This is a genomic window from Streptomyces sp. CB00455, from assembly GCF_001905445.1.
Classification (GTDB): Bacteria; Actinomycetota; Actinomycetes; order Streptomycetales; family Streptomycetaceae; genus Streptomyces.
Map to the genome: position 1 here is coordinate 270,242 of NZ_LIVQ01000005.1, position 21,792 is coordinate 292,033.

Annotated in this window: 19 protein-coding genes; 11 read left to right on the forward strand and 8 right to left on the reverse strand. The window is 73.7% G+C overall.

The features are described from left to right. The first annotated feature begins 3 nt into the window (after positions 1-3). From gap to AMK16_RS21455, 3 genes are all read left to right on the forward strand, one after another. Entirely contained in the window at positions 4-1,002 is a 999-nt protein-coding gene (gene gap, locus AMK16_RS21445) for a type I glyceraldehyde-3-phosphate dehydrogenase (RefSeq protein WP_073918226.1), read from the forward strand. 144 nt (positions 1,003-1,146) lie between these two features. After that, a complete protein-coding gene (locus tag AMK16_RS21450) occupies positions 1,147-2,229 on the forward strand; it encodes a LacI family DNA-binding transcriptional regulator (RefSeq protein WP_073918228.1) in 1,083 nt (360 codons plus the stop codon). Between the two features lie 228 nt (positions 2,230-2,457). Further along, entirely contained in the window at positions 2,458-4,329 is a 1,872-nt protein-coding gene (locus AMK16_RS21455) for a glyoxal oxidase (RefSeq protein ID WP_073918229.1), read from the forward strand. A gap of 120 nt (positions 4,330-4,449) precedes the next feature. On the opposite strand, the gene AMK16_RS21460 is transcribed toward AMK16_RS21455, so the two are convergent. Further along, the gene (locus AMK16_RS21460) at positions 4,450-5,070 is read right to left on the reverse strand and encodes a HutD/Ves family protein (RefSeq protein ID WP_073918231.1); all 621 of its coding nucleotides are present in this window, start codon (positions 5,068-5,070) and stop codon (positions 4,450-4,452) included. A 90-nt stretch (positions 5,071-5,160) separates the two neighbouring features. Beyond that, positions 5,161-5,595: a MarR family winged helix-turn-helix transcriptional regulator gene (locus AMK16_RS21465; RefSeq protein ID WP_073918232.1), complete on the reverse strand. Its 435-nt coding sequence runs from the start codon at positions 5,593-5,595 to the stop codon at positions 5,161-5,163. A 145-nt stretch (positions 5,596-5,740) separates the two neighbouring features. On the opposite strand from AMK16_RS21465, the gene AMK16_RS21470 reads away from it, so the two are divergent. The 3 genes from AMK16_RS21470 to AMK16_RS21480 all read left to right on the forward strand — a co-directional run bounded on the left by AMK16_RS21470 (position 5,741) and on the right by AMK16_RS21480 (position 8,167). Beyond that, positions 5,741-7,288 carry an MFS transporter gene (locus AMK16_RS21470; RefSeq protein ID WP_242438831.1) on the forward strand — a complete coding sequence of 516 codons (1,548 nt, stop codon included), beginning with the start codon at positions 5,741-5,743 and terminating at the stop codon, positions 7,286-7,288. A 71-nt stretch (positions 7,289-7,359) separates the two neighbouring features. Continuing rightward, positions 7,360-7,869: a mycothiol transferase gene (locus AMK16_RS21475; RefSeq protein WP_073918234.1), complete on the forward strand. Its 510-nt coding sequence runs from the start codon at positions 7,360-7,362 to the stop codon at positions 7,867-7,869. Between the two features lie 91 nt (positions 7,870-7,960). Further along, the gene (locus tag AMK16_RS21480; protein WP_073918235.1) at positions 7,961-8,167 is read left to right on the forward strand and encodes a cold-shock protein; all 207 of its coding nucleotides are present in this window, start codon (positions 7,961-7,963) and stop codon (positions 8,165-8,167) included. Here the strand turns inward: AMK16_RS21480 and AMK16_RS21485 are convergent. The 3 genes from AMK16_RS21485 to AMK16_RS21495 all read right to left on the reverse strand — a co-directional run bounded on the left by AMK16_RS21485 (position 8,157) and on the right by AMK16_RS21495 (position 12,068). Further along, complete coding sequence (locus AMK16_RS21485) at positions 8,157-9,527, reverse strand: MFS transporter (RefSeq protein ID WP_079191641.1); 1,371 nt, start codon at positions 9,525-9,527, stop codon at positions 8,157-8,159. The genes AMK16_RS21480 and AMK16_RS21485 overlap by 11 nt on opposite strands. A gap of 238 nt (positions 9,528-9,765) precedes the next feature. Beyond that, positions 9,766-10,428 (reverse strand): NADPH-dependent F420 reductase, encoded by a 663-nt coding sequence (locus tag AMK16_RS21490; protein WP_073918237.1) that lies wholly within the window; start codon positions 10,426-10,428, stop codon positions 9,766-9,768. A 278-nt stretch (positions 10,429-10,706) separates the two neighbouring features. Then, positions 10,707-12,068 carry an FAD-dependent oxidoreductase gene (locus AMK16_RS21495; protein ID WP_073918238.1) on the reverse strand — a complete coding sequence of 454 codons (1,362 nt, stop codon included), beginning with the start codon at positions 12,066-12,068 and terminating at the stop codon, positions 10,707-10,709. Between the two features lie 234 nt (positions 12,069-12,302). Here AMK16_RS21495 and AMK16_RS21500 point away from each other — a divergent pair, with 234 nt between their 5' ends. The 3 genes from AMK16_RS21500 to AMK16_RS21510 all read left to right on the forward strand — a co-directional run bounded on the left by AMK16_RS21500 (position 12,303) and on the right by AMK16_RS21510 (position 14,147). Then, positions 12,303-12,497 (forward strand): DUF5302 domain-containing protein, encoded by a 195-nt coding sequence (locus AMK16_RS21500; protein WP_073918240.1) that lies wholly within the window; start codon positions 12,303-12,305, stop codon positions 12,495-12,497. Positions 12,498-12,670: 173 nt separating this feature from the next. After that, a complete protein-coding gene (locus AMK16_RS21505) occupies positions 12,671-13,084 on the forward strand; it encodes a rodlin (protein ID WP_073918241.1) in 414 nt (137 codons plus the stop codon). Positions 13,085-13,223: 139 nt separating this feature from the next. Next, the gene (locus AMK16_RS21510) at positions 13,224-14,147 is read left to right on the forward strand and encodes a glycoside hydrolase family 19 protein (RefSeq protein ID WP_073918243.1); all 924 of its coding nucleotides are present in this window, start codon (positions 13,224-13,226) and stop codon (positions 14,145-14,147) included. Positions 14,148-14,158: 11 nt separating this feature from the next. On the opposite strand, the gene AMK16_RS21515 is transcribed toward AMK16_RS21510, so the two are convergent. The 3 genes from AMK16_RS21515 to AMK16_RS21525 all read right to left on the reverse strand — a co-directional run bounded on the left by AMK16_RS21515 (position 14,159) and on the right by AMK16_RS21525 (position 20,111). Beyond that, complete coding sequence (locus tag AMK16_RS21515) at positions 14,159-16,939, reverse strand: helix-turn-helix transcriptional regulator (RefSeq protein ID WP_107417207.1); 2,781 nt, start codon at positions 16,937-16,939, stop codon at positions 14,159-14,161. 232 nt (positions 16,940-17,171) lie between these two features. Continuing rightward, the gene (locus AMK16_RS21520) at positions 17,172-18,941 is read right to left on the reverse strand and encodes a S8 family peptidase (RefSeq protein ID WP_073918857.1); all 1,770 of its coding nucleotides are present in this window, start codon (positions 18,939-18,941) and stop codon (positions 17,172-17,174) included. A 399-nt stretch (positions 18,942-19,340) separates the two neighbouring features. Beyond that, positions 19,341-20,111 (reverse strand): DUF1838 family protein, encoded by a 771-nt coding sequence (locus AMK16_RS21525; RefSeq protein WP_073918245.1) that lies wholly within the window; start codon positions 20,109-20,111, stop codon positions 19,341-19,343. 307 nt (positions 20,112-20,418) lie between these two features. Here AMK16_RS21525 and AMK16_RS21530 point away from each other — a divergent pair, with 307 nt between their 5' ends. Then, entirely contained in the window at positions 20,419-21,024 is a 606-nt protein-coding gene (locus AMK16_RS21530) for a sigma-70 family RNA polymerase sigma factor (RefSeq protein WP_073918246.1), read from the forward strand. Further along, a complete protein-coding gene (locus AMK16_RS21535; protein ID WP_073918248.1) occupies positions 21,021-21,740 on the forward strand; it encodes a zf-HC2 domain-containing protein in 720 nt (239 codons plus the stop codon). Before AMK16_RS21530 ends, AMK16_RS21535 begins: the two co-directional genes overlap by 4 nt. Positions 21,741-21,792 lie beyond the last annotated feature (52 nt).

Consider the following 21,792-nt stretch of genomic DNA (forward strand, 5'->3'; position numbering starts at 1 on the left):
CTCATGACTCGCATCGCCATCAACGGATTCGGCCGCATCGGGCGCAACGTGCTGCGCGCACTGCTCGAACGGGACAGCGAACTGGAGGTCGTCGCCGTCAACGACCTCACGGAACCCGCGACCCTCGCCCGGCTGCTCGCCTACGACACCACGGCCGGCCGGCTCGGCCGCCCGGTGACCGTCGACGGGAACGCCCTGGTGGTAGACGGCCGGCGCATCAGGGTGCTCGCGGAGCGCGAGCCGGAGCAGCTGCCCTGGGCCGAGCTCGGCGTCGACATCGTGCTGGAGGCGACCGGCCGGTTCACGTCGGCGGCGGCGGCCCGCGGCCACCTCACGGCGGGAGCGAAGAAGGTCCTGGTCAGCGCCCCCTCGGACGGCGCCGACGTCACGCTCGCCTACGGGGTCAACAGCGACGCCTACGACCCGGCCCGGCACACGATCGTCTCGAACGCCTCGTGCACGACGAACGCCCTCGCGCCGCTGGCCGCGGTGCTCGACGAACTCGCCGGCATCGAGCACGGCTTCATGACGACGGTGCACGCCTACACGCAGGAGCAGAACCTGCAGGACGGCCCGCACCGCGACGCCCGCCGGGCCCGCGCCGCCGCCGTCAACATCGTGCCGACCACGACGGGCGCCGCCAAGGCCATCGGCCTCGTACTGCCGAACCTCGACGGCAAGCTGTCGGGTGACTCGATCCGCGTGCCGGTTCCGGTCGGTTCGATCGTCGAGCTCAACACGACCGTCGCACGCGACGTGACGCGCGAGGACGTACTGGCGGCCTACCGCGCCGCGGCGCAGGGCCCGCTGGCCGGCGTGCTCGAGTACTCCGACGACCCGCTCGTCTCCTCCGACATCACGGGCAATCCCGCTTCGGCCGTCTTCGACTCGGCCCTCACCCGAGTCGACGGCCGCCACGTCAAGGTCGTCGCCTGGTACGACAACGAGTGGGGCTTCTCCAACCGTGTGATCGACACGCTCACGCTCCTCGCCACCGGCTGAACCCGGCTCGGCTGCGCGCCCGGCGCTGCGGACCCCGCCCGCTCCGGGGCCCGCAGCGGGCGGGCGCGTCCTCGGCGTCCCCGCCCTGCGGGTTACCCTGCTGCGCGGCATGACCACTGCCGGCGGACACCAGGAGGAGCGCCCGTGCCCGAACAGCGTGCCGGGGACCGCCCCACCCTGGAAGCGGTGGCGGCGCGCGCCGGGGTCTCCCGGGCGACCGCGTCCCGCGTCGTCAACGGCGGTGACGGGGTCCGCGCGCACCTGGTGGCCAGGGTGCGCGAGGCCGTCCGGGACCTCGGCTACGTGCCCAATCCCGCGGCGCGCACTCTGGTCACCCGGCGTACCGGCGCCGTTGCCGTGATCATCGCCGAGCCGGAGGTCCGGATCTTCTCCGACCCGTTCTTCTCCCGCCAGGTGCGCGGCATTGCCAAGGAACTGACCGCGCACGACACCCAGCTGGTGCTGCTCCTGGTGGAGGACCGCGGCGACTACGACCGGATCGAGCGCTACCTGGCGGGCGGGCACGTCGACGGCGCGCTCGCGTTCTCCCTGCACACCGACGATCCGCTGCCCGCGATCACCCGCCGGATCGGCCTGCCCACGGTCTACGGAGGCCGGCCGGGCTGGACGGCCGGCCCCGGGGAGCCCGGGAGCGCCGTGGCGTACGTCGACGCGGACAACCGCGGGGGCGCGCGCGAGGCCGTACGGTACCTGCTGGCGCGGGGGCGGGAGCGGATCGCGCACATCGCCGGCCCGCTGGACCAGACCTCGGCGGCCGACCGGCTGAGCGGCTACCGCGACGAATTGCCGTCGGCGGACCCCGCGCTGGTCGCGGAGGGGGACTTCACCGTGGAGGGCGGAGCCCGCGCGATGGCCGAACTGCTGGACCGGCGGCCGGGGATCGACGCGGTGTTCGCCGCCAACGACCTGATGGCGACGGGCGCGCTGCGGGTGCTGCGCGAGCGCGGCCGGACGGTCCCGGCCGATGTGGCGGTGGTCGGCTTCGACGACGCCGAGGCGGTGGCCGGGAGCGCGGATCCGCCGCTGACGACCGTACGTCAGGACATAGAGGGCATGGGCCGCATGATGGCGCGGCTGCTCCTGGACGCCCTGGCCGGGACCGGGACCGGGACCGCAACCGGGCCCGCCGGCGCCGGCGGGGACGCTCGCGCGGCGGCCGCTCCGGTGATCACCGCCACGTCGCTGGTGCGGCGGGCGTCGGCCTGACGCGGCGCATCCGACGTGCGCGGTCCCCTCGCCCGGCCGGTCCGCGGGTAAGCCGTCCGTGCGCCGGAGAAACGATCAGTCGGGCGGTCCCGCGCGGCCGAGGGGCTCCAGCCCGCGTCGCAGCCATCCGATTGATCCCCTTTCTCCTACTATCGGCGCACTCCATCAGACTTTCAGCGGGTGACGGAGCCGGCCGGTGCGCCGGTCCCTCCTGCGGTGAGGAGCTCCATGTCCCGCGCCCACCGGTCCGCCGCGGTCTCCGCGTGGCTGCTCGCCTCGGCCCTGGCCCTCACGGCGCCTTCCTCCGCCGAGGCCCTCGCGACACGACACCCCGCCCACCCCGCGCCGGCTCCCGCCCCGGCCGCCGCCCCCCTCGCCGCGGCGGCACCCGGACCCGGGCCGCGACCGGACGAGGCCGCGGTCATCGGCGAAGACCATGCCCGGGTGCACGCCCGGCTGCGCACAGCGGCCGAGGGCACCCGCGGCTACCCGCAGTCGAAGCGCACGGCGAGCCTGAGCGCGCTCCAGGAGTCGCAGCGCGAGCTCAACAAGGGCTTCGCGGCCGCGAGGTCCGGCCGGTTCACGCAGTTCTTCCCCTCCCCCGACTTCGGCGTCCACGTGGCCCAGCTGCCCACGGGCAAGGTGCTGCTCTTCTCCTTCGAGCGCGTGCAGGCAGACCCCACGAAGGAGACGGGTCCCACGAACACGGTCGGCCGCACCAACGCGGGCCGGGCCTTCCTCTGGGACCCCGCCCGGGGCACCGGTGCGCAGGCGTTCAAGAAGGTGGCGCCGCCCGTCGTCCTCATGCCCGACGGCACCTACGCCCCCCGCCCGGCGCCCTTCTTCTGCGCGGGCCACGCCTACCTCCCCAACGGGATGGTCGGTGTCTTCGGCGGCAACGTCGGCGGCAAGGGCGGCAGCGGCGCCAGACTGTCGTTCGTGTTCGACCCGTGGACCGAGACCTGGTTCCGCAACCGGGACATGTCCGTGGGCCGCTGGTACCCCTCCGTCGTGACCGGGGCCGACGGCCGGCAGATCATCATGTCCGGCCAGTCCGAGCGCGGTACGGGCACGCCCACCCCGGTGGTGGAACGCTTCCCCGCCCTGCGCCACCCCGTCCCGCGGCGGCCGTTCGACATCCCGCTGGACGTCCCCTCGCAGCGGCTGCGGGCGGACGCCCCCTTCCGCAACGACTATCCGCACCTGTTCTCCCTGCGGGACGGGATGATCTACGGTCTGGGCCGCGACGCCGACCAGCAGTGGCTGTTCGATCCGGTCAAGGAGGTGCGCGGCGACCTGCCCCGGCGGCCGGCCGACTTCCGGGGCTACGGCTCGGCCGTGCCGCTGCCGGCCGGCTTCCGCGGCCCCGACTCCGTCCTCGTGCTCGGCGGCGACCCGCGCGACCCCCACACGTACCGCCTGTCCGGCGGCCGCTGGAGCACCGAGGAGCCGCGCGCCTTCGGACGCACCCAGGACGACACCCTGATCCTGCCGGACGGCACACTGCTCACCGTCAACGGCGCACTCGACACCCGGGACTACGGCAACGGTCCGTTCAACCCGAAGGCCGACCTGAAGTACCGGCAGATCGAGCTGCGCGACGCGCGCGGGCACTGGAGCCTCGGCCCGGCCCAGCGACTGCCCCGCGGCTACCACTCCAACGCCCTGGTCATGCCGGACGGCCGGATGATGGTGACGGGGGACGAGCTCCAGCAGATCGCCAACGACCCCGACATCGGGGACGGGATGGACGGCAGCATCGAGCTCTACGAGCCCGCCTACCTCCACCGCGGTCCCCGGCCGGCCCTGGACCGCGCGCCTGCCGGCGACCTCGGATACGACAGCGCCTTCCAGGTCGTGAGCTCCACGCCCGAGGACGTGGCGCGCGCCGTCCTGCTGGCGCCGACGACCGTCACGCACTCCGTCAACACCAGCCAGCGCCACTTGGAGCTGCGGTTCACCGGCGTGCGCGGCACCACGATCGGACTGCGCACGCCACCGACCGCGGCGGACGCGCCTCCCGGCTACTACATGCTGTTCCTGCTCGACGCGAAGGGTGTGCCCAGTACGGCGAAGTGGGTGAAACTGGGCGCCCGTTGAACGGTCGGGTCGCGGGACGCCGGTGCGGCACGGGACATCGGTGCGGCACGGGACGTCGGTGCGGCCCGGGACATTACGGCGGCCCGGGACATTACGGCGGCCGGCCGGGGCCGGGGAGGGCTACGCCCCGCCGGTGGCGGGCGCGACGGGGGCGAACCGCACCACCGCCGCGCGCCCGGCGGTGCGCATCCGGCAGCCGGGCACCCCGGTGAGCAGGGCGGCGTCGTAGGGCGCCAGCTCCTCGTGCGGCGCGCAGGTGCCGGGCGGTTCGAGTACCGCGGGCCCCTCCAGGGCCACCACCAGCAAGGCCCCGTCCGGCGGGACGGCGAGGGACAGCAGGCCGCGCACGACGGCGGTCTCCGCCGACGTCGCCTCCCTGCGGTACATCACGTTGAAGTTGACGACGGGGCCGTCGAGGAGCCGGCAGTGGGCCGGTTCGTCCCCGGCGAAGTCCTGCGGTGCGTAGCGCTCGTCGACGAGGCGCCGGACACCGCCGACGTCGAGGGCCATGCCGGCGCCCCTCGCGAGGGTGAGGGTGCGCTCGACGCCGGGGAAGACCGAGAAGGGGCCGTCGGCCCCCACCTCGGCGAGGCTGACCCGCCAGAGGAAGTCCTGCGTACCGGCGCCCTCGGGCCGGGCCGCGATCTCGCGGGTGACTCCCCCGCCGTTCTTCCAGGGGGCGGCGGTACGGTCGGCCGCCCGCAGGAGTCGTACGTGCCCGCCGTCCGCGCCGCTGCTCATGGCGCCCGACCCTAGCGGACCCGGCGGACCGCCCGGCGGGGGGATCCCCGGCGCGCTGCCGGACGGGCGCCAGCGTCGCCGGCTGCCGGGTCAGGCCTCCATGGTGGGGCGCAGCCGGCCGAGGAGGGCGTAGAGCGTCGCGCTCTCGGCCTCGTCGAGGGCGTCGAGGGCGCCGTGGGTCGCCTGCATCTCTTCGCGCACCCGGCGGATGACCTCGCGGCCCGCGTCCGTGGCGACCACGTTCTTGACCCGGCGGTCGGCGGGGTCCGCCTCGCGGCGCACCAGCTCGCGCGCCTCCAGGCGGTCGACGATGCCGGTGACGTTCGACGCGTCGCACACCAGCAGGGCGGCCAGTCCGCGCATCGGGAGGGGGCCGTCGAGCTGGGCGAGGACCTTGGCCTGGGTGGAGGTGAGGCCGTGATGGGCGGCCGCGGCCGCGAAGTCCCGCCATTGGGCGGTTCCGATCGCGGCGAGCAGTTCCAGCAGCTGGAGCTTGGTGGGGGTGTGCGGGGCGGTGTCGCTCATGTCTGGAGCGTACTCACGATAATTGACATTATCAATTGTTTACTTGACCACCTTAAGTATCGGCGTCTACCGTCAGTGCAGTTACTTGATGACATCAAACATCTGTGTCCTGAAGCTCTGACGCACGAAGAAGGTCCTGCCAGCCATGAGCACCCCCTCCCCCGCCGACGCCCCGGCCGCCGGGCACAGGAACGAGACGGTCATCGTCTTCGCCCTGAGCCTCGCCGCGATGGTCGTGTCGATGATGCAGACCCTGCCGGTCCCGATCCTCGGTCTGATCCGCAACGACCTCGGCACCTCGACGGCCAACGTGAGCTGGGTGACCACCGCCACCCTGCTGTCGGCGGCCGTCTTCACCCCGCTCCTCGGCCGGTTCGGCGACCAGCACGGCAAGAAGCCGACGCTGGTGGCCGTGCTCGGCGTCATGGTGGCCGGATCCGTCGTCGCCGCCCTGGCGACCTCTCTGCCCCTGCTGATCCTCGGCCGGGTGCTCCAGGGAGCCGCCACCGCGATCTTCCCGCTGGCGCTCTCCGTCCTGCGCGAGGAGGTCCGGCCGCAGAAGCTGCCTGGCGCCATGGCGCTGGTCAGCGGCACGCTCGCGTTCGGCAGCGGCCTGGCGCTCGTCGCCACCGGACTGCTCACCTCCGGATCCGACGCGGACTACCGCAACGCGTTCTGGATGGCCACCGGCTTCGCGACCCTCGCCCTGGTCGCGGTCGTCACCCTGGTCCCCGCGACCCGCCACAAGACCGGCGGGCGCACCGACTTCCTCGGCGCGCTGACCCTCGGCATCGCGCTGCTCCTGCTCCTGCTGCCGATCTCCCAGGGCCACGAGTGGGGCTGGGCCTCCGGGCGCACTCTGGGCAGCTTCGCCGGCGCCGTCGTCATGACCGCCGTCTGGGTGCTGACCGAGCTCAAGGTCCGCGAGCCGCTCGTCGACATGCGGATGTTCGTTCACCGCCCGGTGCTGATGGCCAACCTCGCCGGCATCCTCGTCGGCTTCGGCATGTTCGCGAACTTCCTCGGCGTCTCCTACCTCGTGCAGATGCCCCAGGCGCTCACCGGCTACGGATTCGACGCCTCCATCCTGCGCGCCTCCGTGCAGTTCCTGCTGCCCGGTGCCATCGTCTCGCTGCTCGCCTCCCCCGTCGGCGGCCAGCTGGTGCGCCACCGCGGCCCGCGCGTCGCCCTGGGCCTGGCCGCCGTGCTCGGCGCCGCCGGCTTCGGCTGGCTCGCGCTGGACCACCAGCACAGCGCCTCGGTCATCGGGGCCGGTCTGGTCGTGGGCGCGGCCGTCAGCTTCGGCTACGCCGCCATGCCCGCCGTCATCATGGCCAGCGTCCCGCACCACCAGAGCGGTATCGCCAACGGCATCAACTCGATCTCCCGCTCCACGGGCAGCGCGATCGGCAGTGCCATCGTCACCACCATCCTGGCTTCCAAGACCATCGAGCACCTGCCGCCGGGCGTCCCGGCGCTGCCCGCCGAGTCCGGGTTCACCCTGACCTTCGGCATCGGCGCGGCCGCCTTCGCCCTGGTCGCGGTGATCAGCCGGTTCGGCCTGCGCGGCGGCCACGCCACCCCGAGCGCGGCGAGCGCCACGGCCGGCCTTCAGCAGCCGGCCGCGGTGGCGGACGGGACCGACAAGAAGGCCGAGGAGGCCGAGGAGGCCGTGGCCGGCGCCGCCCGGTAGACCGCGCCGAGGCCCGCGCGGCCGCGTGTCGCTCGCGGTGGCCGGGCGGCGGCTCCCTGCATGGTGGGGGCATGAAGGCTACGGACGTCATCGCCGAGGGACTCGGACGCATCCGGGAGATCGTGCACGAGGTCGTCGAGGGGCTCCCGGCGGAGCGGCTCAACGCGCGCGTCGGCCCCGCGGCGAACTCGATCACCTGGCTCGTCTGGCACCTGACCCGGGTCCAGGACGATCACGTCGCGCAGGCCGCCGGCCTGGAACAGGTCTGGCAGGCCCAGGACTGGGCGGCCCGCTTCGCCCTGCCGCTGCCCGCCGGCTCCACCGGGTACGGACACACCGCGCGGCAGGCCGGCTCGGTCCGGGTCGACTCCGGCGAGCTGCTGCTGGAGTACTTCGACGCCGTGCACGAGCAGTCCTCGCGGTTCGTGCGGGAACTCGCCGCCGCGGACCTGGACCGCGTGGTGGACGAGCGCTGGGACCCGCCGGTCACCCTGGGGGTACGCCTGACCAGTGTGCTGGCCGACGACCTGCAGCACGCCGGCCAGGCCGCCTTCGTACGGGGCCTGCTGGAGCACGGGTGAGCCGGCCCCGAGACCGGGCCTCACCCGGTCGGAGTCGCCCGGAGGGCGGTACCGCGCCGCGTCGGTCAGCCTCGTAGGACGGAGGTGCACGATGGAACCGCGCGTCAAGGGGTTCGTCCAGTCGTACGACCGTGACCGGGGATACGGGTTCATCCTCCCCCTCGGCGAGACGGAGCCCGTCTTCGTCGAGCGCGAGGACATAGAGCACGACCCGCAGGTGCTCTCGGAAGAGCAGCAGGTCACCTTCACCATCGAGCTGGGGCCTGGCCGCATGGCCGCCCGGCACGTCAGGCCCTGATCCCCCCGCCGTCCGCGCACCCCCGGCCGGTCCGGCGTACGACCACCGCCAGCGCGGCGGCGCCGAGCACCGAGAGCAGGGCGCCCACCCGCAGGATCGCCTCGATGGCGGCGCCGTCCGACGCCGCTGCGCCCGCCGAACCGCTGATCGCCTCCAGCACCGTGGCGGCGACGGCCACCGCGACGGCGCCGAGGAGCACCAGCGAGGTGAACACGAGACCGGACGCGGCGGCCAGGCGGTTCGCGGGGACACAGGACTGCGTGGCCACGCTGGTCAGCGCCCAGCCCAGCCCCACTCCGGCCCCCACCACGGCGAAGACCGCGGTGTACGGCACGAGCCGGGTGGTCCAGGTGAGGGCGAACAGGCTGACACCGCACAGCAGCATCCCGGCGGCCATCAGCGCGTCGGGCCGCACCCGCTGGGCCAGGCGGCCCGACCAGTAGCTCGCGGCGCCCGCTCCCCCGGACAGCGCCAGGAAGATCAGCCCGGAGTCGAAGGGGGAGAGCCCTCGCGCCTGCTGGAGGTAGAGGGCGGACAGGACGGCGACCAGGCAGTAGACGATGTTGGACAGCGAACCGGCCAGGGTGAGGGCCACGAACGGGCGGCTCCGCAACAGGGACAGGTCCAGCAGGGGCTCGGCGGCGCGCCGCTCCAGGCGGACGAAGACCGCCAGCAGCCCGGCGCCGCCGGTCAGGCAGGCCAGTGTGGCCGCTGAGGCCCAGCCCCAGTGCGCCGCCTGGTCGACCCCGATCATGATCGTGGTCAGGCCGCCGGCCAGGGTCAGCACGCCGGGGACGTCGAGGCCGCCGCCGGCCTCCTCGTGGCGCGTCCGTGGCACGCAGCGCAGCAGGAGGACGGCGGCGACGGCGCAGAGCGGCACGTTGAGCAGGAACACCGCCCGCCAGCTGACGTGTTCGGCGAAGGCTCCGCCGACGAAGGGGCCGAGGGCCGTGCCGATGGCGCTGAAGGCGAAGACGGTGGCCAGGGCCCTGCCCTGGCGCGCGTCGCGGAAGTGGGCGGTGACCACGGCCACGCAGACCGGCAGGACGAGCGCGGCGGCGCATCCCTGGAGCACGCGGCCCGTGGTGAGCCAGGCCGTGTTCTGCGCGGCGGCGCAGACCGCGGAGACCGCCGCGAAGCCTGCCAGTCCGGCGACGAGGACGCGGCGGCGGCCGAAGAGGTCGGCGGCGCGTCCGCCGGTGATCATGAAAGCACCGAGGGCCAGCATGTAACCGCTGACCAGCCATTGCAGGTCGGTGGTGGGGGTGTGGAAGTCCCGGGCGATGACCGGGAGCATCAGGTTCAGTGCGAACCAGTCCATCTGCACGAGCAGCATGGAGAGGGCGGCGGCCACGATCACCGCGCGTTCGCGCCGGGAGAACAGCCCCCCGGCGCGAAGGCGTCCGCGCGGATGTCGTCGTCATGCCGCCGCCTGCTTTCCGCCTCCCCCTACCATCGTGGCATCGCGGGCTGCCGCGCGCCGCGCGGCAGTGGTCCGGGGCAGGCGGCCCCTCGCGCGCCGGGCCGGCCACCTGACGGCCTCCCGCGGCGAACGGGCCGACACGGCCTGAGCCGTCCCGGCCGGCTGCGCGCCCGCGTCAGCCGCGGAAGCCCTCCGGGCGTTGCGGCGACGCCTCGGCGAGCGCCTTGGTGACGCCCTCGACACCTTCACGGAGCCCGTAGACGGGGGTGTCGGGCTGCTGGCGCCAGGAGTCGTCGATCCCGCCGGCGTCGACGGTGTCGAAGCCGAGCTGGTCGATGAGCGCGCGGACGGCCTCCTTGCCGGCCGCGTCGTCGCCCGCGACGGGCAGCGCCATCCGGTCCGGGGCGCCCGCCGGACGGTGCCGGTCGAGGATGTCCTGGGCGTAGGTGCCGTTGAACGCCTTGATCACGGGGTGTCCGAGGTGCCGCTCGGTCCAGCGGCTCTCGGTGAGACCCTCGTCCTCGACGCCGGCGATCCGGCCGTCGCGCCGCTGCGGGTAGTAGTTGCCGGTGTCGATGACGGTGAAGCCCTCGGCGGCGCCGTCGAAGAGGCCGGCGGGCAGGTCCGGCACATTCTTGAAGGGGACGGTGACCACGACGATCTCGGCCCCCCGCGCCGCTTCCGCGACGGTGACGGGGGTGGCGCCGGTCTCCTCGGCGAGGGCGGTCAGGGTGTGCGGGCCGCGCGAGTTCGCCACGGACACCTCGTGGCCCAGGGCCGTGAGGCGACGGGTCAGGTTGCCGCCGATGTTGCCCGCGCCGATGATGCCGATCTTCATGAGCTCTCCAGTGCGTAAGGGATCAGGTCTCGCGCTGGTTCGAACCCCCGTCGGCGGCACGGCATTCCGTCCGGATCGCGCGCCCCCCGGGTGAGGGGCGTGATCGGGCCGCCGTCCGCCGGCCGAGCCGTGCGGGAGGGCGCGCGGGAGACGACCGGCGCGCCGGGAGGAGCAGCTTTTCGGCCATTTCGCGCAGGTGACGAACCGGGCGGCCGGAGCGCGTGCGGGACCCGGACCGGTCCCGCCGCCGCGCGTGCCGGCTCCCGCGTTCGCCCGCGTCAGGCTCCGCTGGCCTCCAGCATCCCGTCGCGCTCGACGATCTTCACGCGCTCGCGGCCCTGGGGTTCGCCCAGCGCCTTCTCGGCGGCGTCCAGCCGGTGCCAGCCCTCCCACGTGGTGTACCGGACGCCGCGCTCGGCGAGGAACGCGTCGACGGCCTCGGGCGCCGGCGTGGCCGGGTCGTGCAGGCGGCCCTGCGCGTGGTCGGCCAGCAGGTTCGCGACGGTCTCGTTCGCGTCGCCCTTGGTGTGACCGATCAGACCGATCGGACCGCGCCGGATCCACCCGGTCACGTAGGTCGACCGGAGGTGGACCCCGCCCTCGATCACGCGGCCGCCCTCGTCCGGGACGGTGCCCGATGCGACGTCCCAGGGGAGCTTGGGGAGCTCGTCGGAGAGGTAGCCGACGGCGCGGTAGACGGACTGGACGTCCCAGTCGGTGAACCGGCCGGTGCCCTTCACGTTGCCGGTGCCGTCGAGCTCGGTGCGCTCGGTCCGCAGCCCGACGACCTTGCCGTCCTCGCCGAGCACCTCGGCCGGCGACTCGAAGAAGTGCAGGAACAGCTTGTGCGGCCGGTCGCCGATGTCGCGGATCGCCCAGTTTTCCAGGGTCTTGGCGACCATGTCCGCCTGCTTGTTGGCGCGGCGGGTCGCGATCGAGCCCTCGTCGTAGTCGATGTCCTCGGGGTTGACGACGACCTCGATGGTGGGCGAGTGGTCGAGTTCGCGCAGCTCCATGGGGCTGAACTTGGCCTGGGCCGGGCCGCGGCGCCCGAAGACGTGGACCTCCAGCGCCTTGTTGGCCTTGAGGCCCTCGTAGACGTTCGGCGGGATCTCGGTCGGCAGCAGTTCGTCCGCGGTCTTGGCGAGGATGCGCGCGACGTCCAGGGCGACGTTGCCGACGCCGAGCACGGCGACCTTCTCCGCCTCCAGGGGCCAGGTGCGCGGGACGTCCGGGTGGCCGTCGTACCAGGAGACGAAGTCGGCGGCGCCGTGGGAACCGTCGAGGTCGACACCCGGGATGTCCAGCGCGCGGTCGGCCGTGGCGCCGGTGGAGAAGATCACGGCGTCGTAGAGGGAGTGCAGCTCGTCGAGGCTGATGTCGTTCGGGTAGTCGACATTGCCGAAGAGGCGGACCTGCGGCTTGTCGAGCACCTGGTGCAGAGCGGTGATGATGCCCTTGATCCGCGGGTGGTCGGGGGCCACGCCGTAGCGGATCAGGCCGAACGGCGCGGGCATCTTCTCGAAGAGGTCGATCGACACGCCGGGCTCGGTGGCAGCCTCGGACTTCAGCAGCGCGTCGGCGGCGTAGATACCGGCCGGGCCGGCACCGACGATTGCTACCCGCAGGGGGCGAGGCATGGCAGAGGTTCCCTTCGAGCGACAGCACGGTGATCGCAGCTGGATCAAGGGGAACCCTAAACGAAGGCAATCCTAACCTGGCACCCGGTATCGCTTTATAGCCCCATAACCAAATCTTATGACCCTCCCAAGCTTTCCTTGGGTCCGCTCCGCCCGCCCCTCGCACCGAACCCGCTGGTCAGCGGGCACGACAGCTGACAGACTGAAACGGCTTGATCACCCCCAGGAGGACATATGGCAGACGAAGCAGACACCACGCCGCAGGACGAATCCCCGGCCGACGAGGCGAAGCGCAAGTTCCGGGAGGCTCTGGAGCGCAACGCAGCGAGCGCCCAGTCCCAGCAGTCGCACCAGAGCCGGGCGAAGGTCCAGGGCTCCAGCAGCGGCCCCGGCGGCAAGAACAAGAAGGTCCGCCGCAAGACCGGCTGACCCTCGGACGCGAGGAGCTCAGTCTCGCCGTCACGGCGGCGGGACCGGGCCGCCCCGTCGCACATTGGGCCACCCGGGTGAGTGGGGATAACCAGGAGCGCGCCCCGCAGTTGATCAGCGCGTCCCGCCGAGGGCAGCCATCCACGCGACAGTGCGACAGAAGGATTCCCCACATGTTCAAGAAGTTCATGGCCACCGCCGCAGTCACCGCCTCCGTGCTGGGCGCGGGCGCCGCGGTAGCCACCCCGGCGATGGCGATCGGCAACGACAACGGTGTGAACACCGTGAACGGCAACGGCGCCTCGCAGATCTACGGCAACCAGGAGACCGCGGGCGCGATGAGCCCGCAGCTCTCCGCGGTCCAGGGATCCCTGAACAAGCTCTGCGTCGGCCTTCCGGCCAAGGTCAACGTCCAGTCCGTGCTGGCGGTCATCGCCAACATCGGTGTTCAGGACGTCAATGTGCTGGCCAACCCGCAGAACCAGCAGTGCGCCGAGAACTCCACCCAGGCGAAGGGCGACGACTCGCTCTCGCACATCGCCGACAACATCCCGGTCCTCTCCGGCAACCTCTCCGCCGGCAGCTGATCCTCCGGTCGCGCGCCGGCATGGCCTGCCATGCCGGCGCTTTCGTTTGGTCTAGACCTTGACAGGTTCAGACCACCTTCGCTTCAGTGGGTCCCGGTACCGCCCCCACGGTAAATCCCCCCACTGAAGGAGTAGTTGCGTGATACGTGCGCTTCGTCGCCGCGCCCTCTCCCTGGCCGCTGCCGCGGCCGTGACGGCCGGCCTCGCCATCGCCCTCCCTTCCTCCCACGCCGCCGCGGCCGCCGCCTGCGCCGGACCCTGGGGCTCGTCCGCCGTCTACACGAACGGCATGAGCGCCTCGTACAACGGCCACAACTGGCAGGCGAAGTGGTGGACCCAGGGCGAGACGCCCGGGACCACCGGTCAGTGGGGTGTCTGGTCGGACCAGGGCGTCTGCGGTGGCGGCGGGGGCCAGGACCCGGATCCCGGTACGGGCAACCCGTCCGGCTTCGTGGTCTCCGAGGCCCAGTTCAACCAGATGTTCCCGAACCGGAACCCCTTCTACACCTACAACGGCCTGATCGCGGCCCTGTCCGCGTACCCCGCCTTCGCCCACACCGGCGACGACACGGTGAAGCGGCGCGAGGCCGCCGCCTTCCTGGCGAACGTCTCGCACGAGACGGGCGGCCTCGTCCACATCGTCGAGCAGAACACCGCCAACTACCCGCACTACTGCGACGCGAGCCAGCCCTACGGCTGTCCGGCCGGCCAGGCCGCCTACTACGGGCGCGGACCCATCCAGCTGAGCTGGAACTTCAACTACAAGGCGGCCGGCGACGCCCTGGGCATCAACCTGCTGGCCAACCCGTACCTGGTGGAGCAGGACCCGGCCGTCGCGATGAAGACGGCCCTGTGGTACTGGAACACCCAGAACGGCCCGGGGACGATGACCGCCCACGCCGCGATGGTGGGCGGCGCGGGCTTCGGCGAGACGATCCGCTCCATCAACGGCTCCCTGGAGTGCAACGGCGGCAATCCCGCACAGGTCCAGAGCCGGATCTCGAACTACCAGAGCTTCACCCGGATCCTGGGGGTGACGCCGGGCGACCGGCTCGGCTGCTGACGGACGGACCCTCAGCGGGCGCGCAGGGCGTCGGCCAGCGCGGTGGCGAGCTGGGCCCGGGAGCGCACGTCGAGCTTCTGGTAGATGCGCGTCAGCCGGGCCTCCACGGTCTTGACGCTGACGAACAGCTTGGCCGCCGCCTCCTGGTTGCTGGCGCCCTGGCCGACCAGGAGGGCCAGGCGGGTCTCGGCCTCGGTGAGACTCGTGGCCGAGGCCGCTTCCGTGCGGCCGCCCTCACCGGGCGCCGGCTGCCGGGCGATCTCCGCCCAGGGGGCCGCCCCGGCCGCGTCGAACACCTCGGCCGCGGCCTGGAGGGCGGCCCGGGCGGACGCGCGCCGCCGGCGGCGGCGTTCCACGCGGGCCAGCGCGAGCAGCGTACGGCCCCGTTCCCACGGCAGCCGGAGGGTGGTGAAGCGCCGGGCCGTCGCCTCCAAGAGGTCTACGGCCGCGTCGGCTTCGCCTTGTGCGGACAGGCACAGGCCCCGGGCCCGGTCGAGGGCCGCGACCACCCCGGTGCGGCCGAGGCCGACGGCGACGGTGCGGACGGAGTCGACCAGCCGGGCGGCCTCCGCCGGTGCGTCGGCGGCGACCAGGGCCTCGGCGAGCTCCCCGTGCCAGCGCAGGACCGAGGGGTCCACCACCTTCTGGGCTGCTTCGAGTTCGGCGACCCGGCGCATGGTCATGACGGCCTTCGCCGCCTCCCCCGTGGCCAGTTCGACGAGGCCGAGCGCGTGCAGGCTGCGGGAGAGGAAGACCTGGTCGTGCTCCTCCTGCGAGGCCTGGATGCCGCGCCGGGCGTATCCGGCGGCCCGGGCGAAGCTGCCGCCCATGGCCTCGGCCATCGCGGCGACGTACCAGGCGGGGCCGGGCGAGAGGCCCGCCTCTATGGTCAGTTCGAGGGCCTGGCGGGCACGGGCGGAGGCCGCCTCGCACCGGCCGCTGCGCAGTTCGACCTCCGTGATGCTGCGCAGGACTTCGAAGACGTCCTCGGCGGAGCCGGTGCGCCGGACGGCGGGCAGCAGCACCATCAGCTGCCGGCGGGCGTCGTCCAGGCGGTCGTCGAAGAGCGCGTGCCGTACGGCGAGGTACTGGGGTGCGTTGCGCATGCCGAGCGGGACCTCGGGGGCCGGCAGGGCCAGTGCCTCGGCGAGGATCGCCTCGGCGCCGGGGTCGCCGAGGATGCGGCCCATGCGGGCCCGTACGGTCAGGGCCATGGCCTGGGCGACCTGGTCGCCGCCGAGTGCGGCGAGTGCGCCGGCGCGGGCCGCGGCGTCGCGGGAGCGCACGGGGTCGCCGTCGCTGAGGTTGTGCTTCCAGGCGATGCGCAGCTGGACGGCCGCCTGGAGGGAGGGGTCCGCCGCGGCGTCGTCCATGGCGTGCGCGAAGGTCTCGTCGAGGGCGCCGAGGGCCTGCCCGGCGGCGTCGATCACGGCGAGGCGGGCCCGGACCCGGTCGGCGGGCGAGGCGTCACGGGCCAGGACGGCGCTGGTGGCGCGGCGGGCGAGGTCGGCGCGGCCGGCCCAGCCCGCGTCCTCCGCGGCGGTGACCAGGCGGGTGAGCCCTTCGCCGGCCAGGTGGGAGGGCGTGCGTTCGGCGGCGAGCAGGCCGAGTTCGGCGGCGAGCGCCCGTTGGCCGCGGCGGCGGCAGACGGCGGCGGCCTCGGTGATCTCCGCGGCGAGCCACTGGTCGGGGCTGTCCACGGCGAGCGCGCGGTGGCGTACGGCCTGGACCGGGTCGTCGACGGCGGCGGCCAGCGCGGCGTGCCCGGCGGCGCGCTCGGGCCAGCCGGCGTCGGCGGCCAGGGCGGTGGGCAGGGCCCCGGCGGTGAACTCCACGGTGCCGTCCTCCTCCACCCGGACGAGCGCGGCCCGTTCCGCCTCGGCCAGTTCGGCTTCGGCGTCGGGGCGTCCGGCCCGGCGCAGCAGGGCGGTGGTGGGGCGGGCGGCGAGGGCGGCCAGCAGGAGGGTGCGGCGGCTCTCGGCGGGGGCGCCGGCGAGCAGCCGCCGGGCGACTTCGCGGGCCTGCCCGGTGAGGGGCAGGGTGTCGGAGTGGTGGGCGCTGCCCTCGCGGGCCGTGGCGGCTTCGGCGAGGGAACGGCCGAGGGCGAGGGCGAGGCGCGGGTTGCCGCCGCTGGCCTGGTGGATGCGTCCGGCGAGGCGGGCGGGGAGGCCGTGGCGGACGAGGAGTTCGGCGACTTCGTCGGCGCCGAGCGGGGGTACCCGTATCGCGGGGGCGCCCGGGCCGCAGAGGGGTTCGGCGACCGGGGTCCCGCCCTGGACGCACTCGGCCGCGAGGACCCGGACGCGGGGCGGGGTGAGGCGCAGGGCGAAGCGGAGCAGGTCGGTGCTCTCGGCGTCGAGCCACTGGGCGTTGTCGAGGACGAGGAGGACGGGGTGGCGGGCGGCGAGGGTCCGCAGGACCTCGGCGACGGCGAGGCGCAGCGCGATGTGGTCGCGGCCGTCGCGGGGTGCGTCGGCCTCGCGGCGCAGCAGCGCGATGGCGGTGCGCTGGGGACCGGAGAGCCGTTCCAGGGCCGCGCAGGGGACGGAGGCCAGGAGGGCGGCGGCGGCGGCCTCGGGTATCCACTGGTCGGCGGCTTCGGGTGCGAGGCGCAGCACGGTCTCGCGGCGTGCCGCGGCGGCGGCCGCGACCGCGCGGACGACCTCGGTCTTGCCCGCGCCGGTGGGGCCGGTGAGTACGGCCCGGCCGTGCGCGGTCAGTGCGCGCTCGACCGCCTCGACCAGTTCGCCCTGTCCGACGCTCGCGTCAGCCTGCCCCGTCGCCGCCCCCACACAGCCACCAGCCTTCCGGTCCCCAGCTCCTGTGCCTCTCCTGTGAGACGCGACAATACGAGGTCGGCTGCCGGGTGGACCCGGATTGTGACGGAGAAATCAGCCGGGTGGCGGGAAAAGCCGTCGGACCTGCCGTTACGAGGTGTATCGGCAGGTCCGCGCGGTGGGTCTGGTCCGTACTATCGGCCCGTCAGGCCGGGTCGGGGGCCTGCCCCGTCCCGGTGGGGAGGGGTCAGAAGGCGAGGTTCCAGGAGTCGATGTAGCCGGTGTCGCCGCCGGCGTTGTCGTTCACCCGGAGCTTCCAGGTGCCGTTCGCGGCCTCGGAGGAGGCGTTGACGGTGTAGACCTGGTTGATGTTGTCGGCGCCGGCGCCGGCCCGGTTGTGCAGCGTGTAGACGCTGCCGTCGGGGGCGACGAGGTCGACCTTGAGGTCACCGATGTAGGTGTGCACGATCTTCACGCCCACCTTGAGGGTGGTCGGGGCGTTGCCGCTGATCCCGCTGACGGTGATCGGGCTCTCCACCGTGGTGTTGTCACCGATGGTGTAGTCGTTGAGGTTCTCCAGGCCGGGGGTGGCGGGGCCGGAGGTCACGGAGGCGACGGTCTTGGCCGCGTCGGCGAGACCGGCGCCGCAGCCGCCGGTGCAGGTGCCGGCCAGCGGGCGGGCGTTGGCCTTGATGGCCGCCTCGATCTGGCCGGGGGTCAGCGCGGGCTTGGCGGCGACGAGGAGCGCGGCGAGGCCCGCGATGTGCGGGGCGGCCATGCTGGTGCCCTGGTAGGGCTTGTAGATCTCGGCGCCGGGGGTGGTGGTGCCGGCGTTCAGGCTGGAGAGGATGCCGTTCTCCGGCGTGGTGACGGTGCCGGGGGTGTCGGTGGCGCGACGGGTCTCGCCTCCGGGGGCGGTGACGTCGATGATCGAGCCGTAGTTGGAGTAGAAGGAGCGGTCGCCGGTGCGGTTGCCCGCGGCCACGTTGATCACGTTGTTGCAGCTGGCGGGCGAGAAGCCGCTCGCGTCCGCGTTGCTGTTGCCGGCGGCCACGACGACGGTCGTGCCGCGGCCGACGGCGGCGTTGATGGCGTTCTGGTAGGTGGCGGTGCAGGCGCCGGAGCCGCCGAGGCTCATGTTGATCACCTTGGCGGGGGTGGCGTTCGCCGGGATGCCGGGGACGGAGCCGCCGGAGGCCCAGGTGATGGCGTCGACGATGTCGGAGGTGGCACCGCCGCACTTGCCGAGCACGCGCACGGGCTGGATCTTGGCGTTGTACGCGATGCCGGCGACGCCCTTGGCGTTGTTCGCGGAGGCGGCGATGGTGCCGGCGACGTGCGTGCCGTGCCAGGAGGAGTCACTGGCCTTGGAACCGGTGCCGCACTCGCCCGCGGCACTCCAGTCGCCCTGGTCGGCGGGGTTGCTGTCGCGGCCGTTGCCGTCGCGGGCGCCGGTGGCGTCGGAGATGAAGTCGTAGCCGGCGACCACGTTGGCGGCGACGTCGGAGTGGGCGACGTAACCGGTGTCGATCACGGCGACGGTCACGCCGGAGCCGGTGGTCTTGTCCCAGGCGGCGGGGACGTTCATGCCGGCGGTGGGCTCGAAGAGGTCCCACTGCTTGGCGTACTCGGTGTCGTCGGGGGTGGTGGCCAGCGCGTAGGCGCGGCTGTCCGGCTCGACGTAGGCGACGTCCGGGTCGGCCCGGAACTGGGCCATGAGGCCGGCGGCGTCGGCGGGGGCGACGGCGGAGCCGAGGCTGACCAGGGCGGCTCCGGTGCCGAGGCGGCGGTCGAACGTCGCCTTCTTGCCGGCCTTCTTGCCCTTGGCGGTGGCGTCGGCGGCGGCCGCGGTGTTGGAACTGGCCTCGGTGGCGGAGGTCTTGTATCCGACGATGAGGTTCTGTACCGGGGCTGCGGGGGCGGCGACCGTGCCGGCCGCGGCGGCGGGGGCGGCGGGGGCCTCGGTGGCCAGGGCCACGGAGGCGGTCGCGGAGCCCGCGAGCAGGGTGACGGACATCGCCACCACGGATATGAGCCTGCGTCTGGATGCGTGCACGGTGTTCCCTTTCGAGGGCCGGTTCCGGGCAGGCCGGAGCGGCCGGTCGGTGCAGTGTGGGAGGTGACCGACGGCTGCGGGACCGGGGGCGAGCTGGTCGAACTCCCCCCGGCCACCGCCGCGCGCCACGTCGCCCCGTCCGCGACGGCGGGTCGGGGCAACGGCGGTACCGGTGTTTCCCCCCGGCGCTGCGGCATCATGCCATGTGGGGTTGGCGTGTCGGCCGTGGGGCGGGGGGAAGATCGCCGGTGGGCAGACAGTAGGCAACGGGAGGGTGAACCCGATACGGGGAAAACCCTTGTCCGCCCCCTGCCGCACCCCTGCCGCACCCCCGTGCGGGTGTCTGGCGGTCTTCGGCGGTCAGGCGTCCGGGCGTCCGCCGTGGGGCGGGAAGAGCCCCCGGAAGTACGTCCAGCTGGTCTCGTTCGGCTCCGTCCACCGGTCCGGGGCGTGGGCGAATTCGGGGTGGTTCGCGGCGATGTGGGCGCGGGTGCGCTCCGGGACCTCCGCGTAGGAGCCGAGCTTGCGGCCGCGGCAGTGGAAGGTCAGGCCGCCGGGGCGGCGGCCCTGTGCCATCCAGGGCAGCCAGGGCGACATCCGGGTCCAGGACATCGTCGCGGGGACGCTGGGCGCGTCGGTGGTGAGGGCGGTCGCGGGGGCGAAGAACTGGAAGAGTTCCAGTGCCCGGTAGGTGTCGTCGGCGGAGTGGGCCGGGTAGTCGGCGACCGGCAGCGGCGAGGGGTAGGCGAGCGGGATCTCCAGGCTGAAGCAGACCTGGTCGCCCAGGTCCGTCACGGGGACCGGGAACGGCCGCCAGACCTGGCCCGCGGGGTCGTTCCACACGTGGACGACCGGTTCGTCCTGCCAGGTCTCCAGGATCTCCCGGGTGCGCGGATCGAGGTAGAAGGCGGCCTCCCTGGACAGCAGCCGGTATCCGCCGTCCTCCCCGTCCGCGGCGAGCCGGGCGACGTTGACCCCCTCGAAGCCGAACAGGCGCTGGTAGGGCTCCCCGGGGGCCCAGGAGTGGATGTCGCCGGTCCACCAGAAGGTCACTTCCCCGCCGTCGAGCGAGGCGCGGGTGCGGGCGAAGGCGTGCAGCAGCTCGGCGGGGCTCAGGGCGGGTGGTGTCATGGGTCGTACTGTGCGCGGTCGCCGCCGGGACCGGCAAGCGGGCGCACGGACAACCCCGGCTCCGTCGCGGCGGGTTCGCACCGGGCGGCCCCCCGGCTCCGGGCCCCCCGGGCTGCGGAGGCCGGGTTGACGGGGGCGGCCCCACCGGCCACGGTGGCCGCCATGCGGAACGAACCGCGCCGGGTCCGGACCCGGCCGCGCCGCGCCGCGCCCGTGAGGGCGAGGTGACCTACGCCACGTGAACCGGACGGCTCCGGGCCGCGTGTTCCGACCGCACCAGGCAGGCGAGGAAGACGGAGAGGGTGAGATGGCCGGACCACTGTGGCCCCGCACTCGGCGGGGCTCGACCGATGAGGCGCTGATCAAGTCGGTGTACGAGGAGCACGGCCACGCCCTGCTCGCGTACGCCACCCGGCTGACCGGGGACCGGGCCGCCGCCGAGGACGTCGTCCAGGAGACGCTCATCCGGGCCTGGCGGCACTCCGAGGTCCTGGTCAACGGAAAGGGCTCGGTGCGCGGCTGGCTGCTGACGGTGGCCCGCAACATCATCACCGACCGGTACCGGGCCCGGGCCGCCCGGCCGCCGGAGGTCTCCGGTGCCGCGGCCGCTCCACCAGTGGAGGCGGACCACGCCGACTCGGTGGTGGACGCGATGACGGTCCTCGGCGCACTCGACCAGCTGTCGCCGGAACACCGCGACGTGCTCAAGGAGTTGTACTACCGCCAGCTCAGCGTCGCCGAGGCCGCGGACAGCCTCGGTATCCCGGCGGGCACGGTCAAATCGCGTTCGCACTACGCCCTCAAGGCACTGCGCGACGTCTTCCGGGACAACAGCTTCAAGGACAACGGCAACGGCAGACGATCGGGCAGGCCACCCCAGCAGCCCGCCGGACTGCGTGAGGTGGTGGCATGAACCGGCAGCGGCACGAGGAGGAACAGCTCGGCCCGTACGTGCTCGGCGTCCTGACCGAGGAGGAGGTCCGCCGGGTCGAGGAACACATGAGCGGCTGCGTGCAGTGCCGACAGGAGGTGGCAGCGTTGCGGGAGATGAAGGCGGCGCTGGGCGAGGTGCCCGAGGAGGCCTTCCTGGACGGACCGCCACAGGGCGGGGACCTGCTGCTCCAGCGCACGCTCCGGGAGATGCGCGGCGAGCGGGACGGCCGCCGGCGCCGCCGCCTCGCTCTGGCGGGGCTGGCCGCCGCGGCCTCGCTGGCAGCCGTGTTCTGGGGCGGGACCCAGCTCGGTTCCGCGGACCGGGGGCCGGTGGCCCTGCCGCCGCAGCCCTCGGCGACGGCGTCGCCTTCGCCGCTTCCGGCCGGGACCAGGGTGGTCTCGGCGACCGACCGGGCCACGGGCGCGCGGATGACCGTACAGCTGACCCCGGCCACCCGGTGGGTGAGGGTGCACGCGGCGGTCACCGGGGTCCCGCCCGGCGAGCGGTGCCGGCTGGTCGTCGTCTCCAGGGACGGGACGCGCTCCACCGCGGGCAGCTGGGTCGTCGCACATCAGGGCAACGGCGAGGGCAAGGGGGCCGCGCTGGACGGCTCGGCGGCGGTGGACCCGGCGGACGTCAGGGCGGTCCTGGTCGAGAACGAGGCGGGGCGGACGTTCGTTTCCGTACCCGTCTGACGGGCCCGGCGGCGGCGACGTTCGCTCCCGTACCCGTCTGACGGGCCCGGCG

Coding starts and splice junctions, on each gene's coding strand:
- AMK16_RS21475 (WP_073918234.1), top strand. CDS start 7,360: ATGAAGGCTACGGACGTCATCGCCGAGGGACTCGGACGCATCCGGGAG.
- AMK16_RS21455 (WP_073918229.1), top strand. CDS start 2,458: ATGTCCCGCGCCCACCGGTCCGCCGCGGTCTCCGCGTGGCTGCTCGCC.
- AMK16_RS21495 (WP_073918238.1), bottom strand. CDS start 12,068: ATGCCTCGCCCCCTGCGGGTAGCAATCGTCGGTGCCGGCCCGGCCGGT.
- AMK16_RS21470 (WP_242438831.1), top strand. CDS start 5,741: ATGAGCACCCCCTCCCCCGCCGACGCCCCGGCCGCCGGGCACAGGAAC.
- AMK16_RS21460 (WP_073918231.1), bottom strand. CDS start 5,070: ATGAGCAGCGGCGCGGACGGCGGGCACGTACGACTCCTGCGGGCGGCC.
- AMK16_RS21525 (WP_073918245.1), bottom strand. CDS start 20,111: ATGACACCACCCGCCCTGAGCCCCGCCGAGCTGCTGCACGCCTTCGCC.
- AMK16_RS21535 (WP_073918248.1), top strand. CDS start 21,021: ATGAACCGGCAGCGGCACGAGGAGGAACAGCTCGGCCCGTACGTGCTC.
- AMK16_RS21520 (WP_073918857.1), bottom strand. CDS start 18,941: ATGTCCGTCACCCTGCTCGCGGGCTCCGCGACCGCCTCCGTGGCCCTG.
- gap (WP_073918226.1), top strand. CDS start 4: ATGACTCGCATCGCCATCAACGGATTCGGCCGCATCGGGCGCAACGTG.
- AMK16_RS21505 (WP_073918241.1), top strand. CDS start 12,671: ATGTTCAAGAAGTTCATGGCCACCGCCGCAGTCACCGCCTCCGTGCTG.
- AMK16_RS21480 (WP_073918235.1), top strand. CDS start 7,961: ATGGAACCGCGCGTCAAGGGGTTCGTCCAGTCGTACGACCGTGACCGG.
- AMK16_RS21500 (WP_073918240.1), top strand. CDS start 12,303: ATGGCAGACGAAGCAGACACCACGCCGCAGGACGAATCCCCGGCCGAC.
- AMK16_RS21465 (WP_073918232.1), bottom strand. CDS start 5,595: ATGAGCGACACCGCCCCGCACACCCCCACCAAGCTCCAGCTGCTGGAA.
- AMK16_RS21490 (WP_073918237.1), bottom strand. CDS start 10,428: ATGAAGATCGGCATCATCGGCGCGGGCAACATCGGCGGCAACCTGACC.
- AMK16_RS21530 (WP_073918246.1), top strand. CDS start 20,419: ATGGCCGGACCACTGTGGCCCCGCACTCGGCGGGGCTCGACCGATGAG.